This is a genomic window from Nocardia sp. NPDC060220, assembly GCF_042727815.1.
Lineage (GTDB): Bacteria > Actinomycetota > Actinomycetes > Mycobacteriales > Mycobacteriaceae > Nocardia.
Window position 1 is genome coordinate 1 of the sequence record NZ_JBHWZY010001284.1, and the last position, 1334, is coordinate 1334.

At 67.1% G+C, this 1334-nt stretch carries 1 pseudogene; it reads left to right on the top strand.

Annotation, left to right across the window (positions count from 1 at the left end):
* Positions 1 to 19 precede the first annotated feature (19 nt).
* Positions 20 to 1334: pseudogene (locus ACFWF3_RS36075) on the top strand (acyl-CoA carboxylase subunit beta); the annotation flags it as partial.

Sequence of the window (1334 nt, forward strand, 5' to 3'; positions counted from 1 at the left end):
ATGTTTATAAGACACCGGTTTCCTGGTGTTCGGCACACTCGTCGGCGGCGACGTCGCCGCCGACGCGATTGTGACCGGGTCCGGGCTGATCAACGGCGTCCCCGTCATGGTCGGCGCCGAGGACTTCACCACGCTGGCCGGCTCGATCGCTCCCGGCAGCAACTCCAAGCGCTACCGGCTGGCCGAATTGGCGGTGCGCGACAAGGTGCCGCTGGTGATGCTCCTGGAAGGAGCGGGGTTCCGGCCGACCGGCGATCACTATGGTCGAACCCCCACCGATCTGCTGGCCCAGGCGCAGTGCTCGGGCAACGTGCCGATGGTCACCGCCGTGCTCGGGCCATCGGCGGGCCACGGCGCGCTGGTCGCCCCGGTCGCCGACTTCTCCATCATGAGCAGGCAGGGCTGCATTTTCACCGCGGGCCCGCCGGTCGTGAAAGTCTCGACCGGCGAGACCATCTCGAAAGAAGACCTGGGTGGCCCCGATGTCGCGCTGCCCAGCGGTGTGGTCCACAACGTCGCCGAGACCGACGAGGACGTCCTCGACGAGATCCGCCGCTACCTGTCCTATTTCCCGCCGAGCGCGTGGTCCTATCCGCCGGTGTATCTCGCCGACGAGACCACGGGTCCGCGCGCGACACCGGAGTTGCTCGACATCGTCTCCCGGGACAACGTGCAGAGCTACGACATGCGGGCCGTGCTCGATGTCGTGTTCGACGGTACAGATTGGTTCGAGGTGCAGCCCGAACGCGGCACGCCGATCATCTGCGCGCTGGCGCATCTGGGTGGGCACCCGGTCGCGGTGGTGGCCAATCAGCCGCAGGTCCTCGCCGGTTCGATCGACACCGAGGCCGCGGACAAGGCGGCCCATTTCATCATGGTCGCCGATTCCTTCCACCTGCCGATCATCTTCCTCGCCGACAATCCGGGCATGCTGCCCGGCAGCGAGTCCGAGCGGGAGGGCGTATTGCGCAGCGGCGCGCGGATGTTCGTCGCGCAGACCGCGGCGACCACGCTGAAACTGCATGTGACACTGCGTAAGGCCTACGGATTCGGCTCGATGGTGATGTCGCTGATCGGATTCGACGGTCAGGCGGGCACCTTCGCCTACCCGGGCGCCACGATGGGCGCGATGGGCGCTGCCGCGTTGAGCAACGCCTCCAACGCCGAAGCGGATCTGGCCGCCGAACTACGCGAGATGGAGTTGAAGGCGTCCTACCATTCAGCCGAACACATGGGCTTCGACGAACTGATCCGGCCCGAGGAAACACGCGACGTTCTGCTGCGCTCGCTGCAGCGCGGCCTCTACGGGCGACAGACCCCCGCCGAGCCCGTGC